The organism is Nostoc favosum CHAB5714 (genome assembly GCF_020829495.1).
Taxonomy (GTDB): Bacteria; Cyanobacteriota; Cyanobacteriia; order Cyanobacteriales; family Nostocaceae; genus Nostoc; species Nostoc favosum.
In genome coordinates this window covers 1-3,304 of sequence record NZ_JAIVFQ010000223.1, presented here as the reverse complement: position 1 = coordinate 3,304, position 3,304 = coordinate 1, and the positions used below count along the sequence as shown (strand labels likewise).

The 3,304-nt window shown below is 44.8% G+C and carries 5 protein-coding genes; 4 read left to right on the top strand and 1 reads right to left on the bottom strand.

All coding sequences use genetic code 11. The annotated features are described in order from the left end of the window. The first annotated feature begins 36 nt into the window (after positions 1–36). The 4 genes from LC586_RS40070 to LC586_RS40055 all read left to right on the top strand — a co-directional run bounded on the left by LC586_RS40070 (position 37) and on the right by LC586_RS40055 (position 2,812). Positions 37–438 carry a hypothetical protein gene (locus tag LC586_RS40070; protein WP_229491317.1) on the top strand — a complete coding sequence of 134 codons (402 nt, stop codon included), beginning with the start codon at positions 37–39 and terminating at the stop codon, positions 436–438. Positions 439–532: 94 nt separating this feature from the next. Continuing rightward, positions 533–787 (top strand): hypothetical protein, encoded by a 255-nt coding sequence (locus LC586_RS40065; protein WP_229491316.1) that lies wholly within the window; start codon positions 533–535, stop codon positions 785–787. Positions 788–870: 83 nt separating this feature from the next. Further along, on the top strand, positions 871–2,142 hold the full coding sequence (locus tag LC586_RS40060; protein ID WP_229491315.1) for an urease accessory protein UreH domain-containing protein: 1,272 nt from the start codon (positions 871–873) through the stop codon (positions 2,140–2,142). Beyond that, positions 2,117–2,812: a hypothetical protein gene (locus tag LC586_RS40055; protein ID WP_229491314.1), complete on the top strand. Its 696-nt coding sequence runs from the start codon at positions 2,117–2,119 to the stop codon at positions 2,810–2,812. Before LC586_RS40060 ends, LC586_RS40055 begins: the two co-directional genes overlap by 26 nt. Positions 2,813–3,011: 199 nt before the next feature. Here the strand turns inward: LC586_RS40055 and LC586_RS41030 are convergent, their stop codons facing one another. After that, on the bottom strand, positions 3,012–3,140 hold the full coding sequence (locus LC586_RS41030; protein WP_267921809.1) for a hypothetical protein: 129 nt from the start codon (positions 3,138–3,140) through the stop codon (positions 3,012–3,014). Positions 3,141–3,304 lie beyond the last annotated feature (164 nt).

The following is a 3,304-nucleotide window of genomic DNA, read 5'->3' as shown; positions in this document are numbered from 1 at the left end:
GGCTGTTCTTGAGCAGGGGGAGAAGAGAAGCTGTTCTTGAGAGAAGAATTGCTGAACAATAACCTTCTTTCCTCAAGAGCCTCAAGAGCCTCAAGAGCCTCCCCTGCTTATCCGAACGGTATTGGGTTAGGGTGGGGTAAAACTAAAGCTAAAACCTTAGTAAATCAGGTTTGGGGTGAGGTTTTGAGAATTTATGCAATAAATATATTGATTTCGGGTGGTCATTTATTGAATTCGGGTGGTCGTTTATTAAATTCGGGTGGTCGTTTATTGAATTCGGGTGGTCGTTTATTGAATTCGGGTGGTCGTTTATTGAATTCGGGTGGTCATTTATTGAATTCGGGTGGTCGTTTATTGAATTCGGGTGGTCATTTATTGATTTCGGGTAGTCGTTTATTGAATTGGAGGTATCGTTCATTGAATTCAAGCAGTGGTTAGGGTGGAGTAAAACCCAGATTCAAAGAACAACTTCAGACTTGTGTGTACACCGTAGCCTTAATAAGGGGGGACGGCGTAGCCGGGGGGTAAATATATGCAGCTTTACAAAGAAACGGTAGAGGTAGATAAGCGCAAGGCTGACACAGGTACGACAGCCGCAACCGGACTAGAAGGGTTAACGGTATTGGCTCTCAAAAACCTGTGTGTGCAAGGAGTTTTACAGATGCTCATAAAAAATATGCAGGCTTTCTTAACTTTTGCCTTTTCTAAAGTAACCATCAAGTTTGACAACTTGTCTTTTGACAGCGATCGCAACTTCACTTACAGTTCCGCACTAGAGGAGTGCTGAGTACTAAGTAGAGAAGATATTACTTCTTCAAAATCTTTATTTTGACACTCAGCACTCATGACTCAGAACTCAGGGCTTTTTTTATGGTAGATTTGTTGCTGATTGCGATCGTGGGGTTCCTGGGGAGTTTTGGGCACTGCTTTGGGATGTGTGGCCCGCTAACAGTGGCGTTTTCCCTGTCTCATCAGCCGAAAGTTACACACACAGCTTCATTAGGACGGACATTAACCTTAGAAAAGTCCGACACTTGGCAACAGCAATTAAAATTTCATATCCTGCTAAACCTGGGGCGGATGTTGAGCTATGCTCTAGTCGGTGCTGGTATTGGGGCGCTAGGTTCAGTATTACTGCAAGGTGGACAGCTAGCGGGTGTTGGCAGCGACTTCCGCCGCTGGATGGCAATTCTAACTGGTGTAATGCTGATTTGGTTTGGCTTAGGACAAGTAAAACCCGATTTCCTGCCGCGCATTCCCGTGTTACACCCCTTATTACAAGGTAGTTTACACGATCGCCTCAGCACAAGAATGGTTAAGCTTTCCTTAAAAACCAAATGGTGGACGCCATTGCTTTTGGGAATGACTTGGGGTTTAATGCCCTGTGGTTTCCTGTATGCTGCCCAAATTAAAGCTGCTGAAACTGGCAATTTATGGATGGGTGGGGCAACTATGCTCGCTTTTGGCTTGGGAACTCTGCCCACCATGCTAGGTGTGGGCGTTTCCACATCATTGGTAAGTAAAGACAGGCGCAGTCAATTATTTCGATTAGGTGGTTGGGTAACACTCACCATTGGCGTGATTACCTTGCTGCGGACTGGTGACACAATGGTAGATTACACCGGACACGCCGCCTTAATCTGCTTAATTTTGGCTTTAATTGCGCGTCCTATTAGTGGCTTGTGGGCATCACCACTGCGTTACCGCCGGGGCTTGGGAGTGGGATCTTTTGTGCTTTCTGTGGTTCACACCGCCCACATGATAGAACACTCATTGCAATGGAATTTTGCCGCCTTTTCTTTCCTGCCGCCAGAATTTCAGTGGGGTATGGCTGCGGGTGCTGTAGCATTGTTATTAATGTCCCCCGCCGCTTTAACGAGTTGGGAATCGTTGCAGAAATCTTTGGGCAAGCGTTGGCGACAGATTCATCTATTGGGTGTGCCAGCCTTGCTCTTGAGTGCCATTCATGCTGTGTTGATTGGTTCCCATTACCTGGGTTCCTTGCAATCAACTTGGGGAAATAAATTAGCGGCAGTACTGATGGTAATTATTACCCTCGGTGTATTGATGGTGCGATCGCGCTTTTTTTGGTCAAAGTTAGCCGTAGAAAAGTTTTATGTCCCCCCAACCAAATCGCGGTAAATCATCCTTATTTTCTGGCTCCATCCCAACGAGTCAAAAACAAAGGCTTTACCCGCTCAAAGGCATTTCCTGGAATCAAGGAACAATCAAGTATTTATTATTCCTGAGTTGCTTAGTTATACCAATAACTAATCTTTACCCTGCTTTTGCTCATAAAGTGGAGATATCTGGAGATGTCGGCGGCACCCTCCACATTGAACCAAACGATAATCCTCGTGCTGGAGAACCAAGCCAAGCCTGGTTTGCACTTACCCGCAGAGGTGGAAGGGTGATTCCTCTGTCACAGTGTAATTGTCAGTTGGCTGTTTATGCCCAACCCTATGCAGCCGGAGAGCCACCACTCCTAGAACCACAGTTAGAACCTGTGGCAGCTGAGCGTTATCAAGGCATTCCAGGTGCGGAAGTTGTCTTTCCCAAGCCAGGTATTTATCAGTTGCAACTAAATGGGAAACCAGTTTCTGGAGCAAGATTCAAACCCTTTGAGTTCAAATTTGAAGTTACTGTGGCAGGTGGTTCTACACAAAATACACAAAACCTGCGAAATGTCAATGGTGATTCAGTAGAGGGTGAATCTCAGCAATTACCAATTTGGGCGATCGCACTTCCAATCCTCGGATTTATCGGCATCTTAGTTGTCGTACTGCGAAGCATGAGAGGAGGGAGGGAGTAGTTAAGAGTTAGGAGTTAAGAGTGAGGAGTTGAGAGTTATGAATTCAAGACTTAACTATTTTAGATTTTGAATTTTGGATTTTGGATTAAAGGAAAAATCTAAAATCTAAAATTTACTAACTCCAAACTCCAAACTCCAAACTCCAAACTCCAAACTCCTAACTCCAAACTCCAAACTCCAAACTCCAAACTCCTAACTCCTAACTCCTAACTCCAAACTCCAAACTCCAAACTCCAAACTCCAAACTCCAAACTCCAAACTCCAAACTCCTAACTCCAAACTCCAAACTCCAAACTCCTAACTCCAAACTCCAAACTCCAAACTCCAAACTCCAAACTCCAAACTCCTAACTCCTAACTCCTAACTCCAAACTCCAAACTCCAAACTCCAAACTCCAAACTCCAAACTCCAAACTCCAAACTCCAAACTCCAAACTCCAAACTCCAAACTCCAAACTCCTAACTCCTAACTCCAAACTCCAAACTCCAAACT